Here is a 236-nt window from a genome sequence, read left to right on the forward strand (position 1 = left end):
GAATCTGAATCGCTGTCTGAGTCTGAATCGCTATCCGAGTCTGAATCGCTATCTGAGTCTGAATCGCTGTCTGAGTCTGAGTCGCTATCTGAGTCTGAATCACTGTCTGAGTCTGAGTCGCTATCTGAATCTGAATCGCTATCTGAGTCTGAATCACTGTCTGAGCCCGAGTCACTGTCTAAGTCCGAGTTGCTATCCGAATCTGAGTCACTGTCCGAATCCGAATCCGGGTCTGG

The 236-nt window shown here is 49.2% G+C and carries 1 protein-coding gene; it reads right to left on the bottom strand.

All coding sequences use genetic code 11. The features are described from left to right. Positions 1-236, bottom strand: a 236-nt coding sequence (locus IDG65_RS14690) for a hypothetical protein (protein ID WP_206174283.1), incomplete at both ends; no start/stop codon positions are given.

Source organism: Staphylococcus sp. EG-SA-17, assembly GCF_017151845.1.
Classification (GTDB): Bacteria; Bacillota; Bacilli; order Staphylococcales; family Staphylococcaceae; genus Staphylococcus; species Staphylococcus aureus.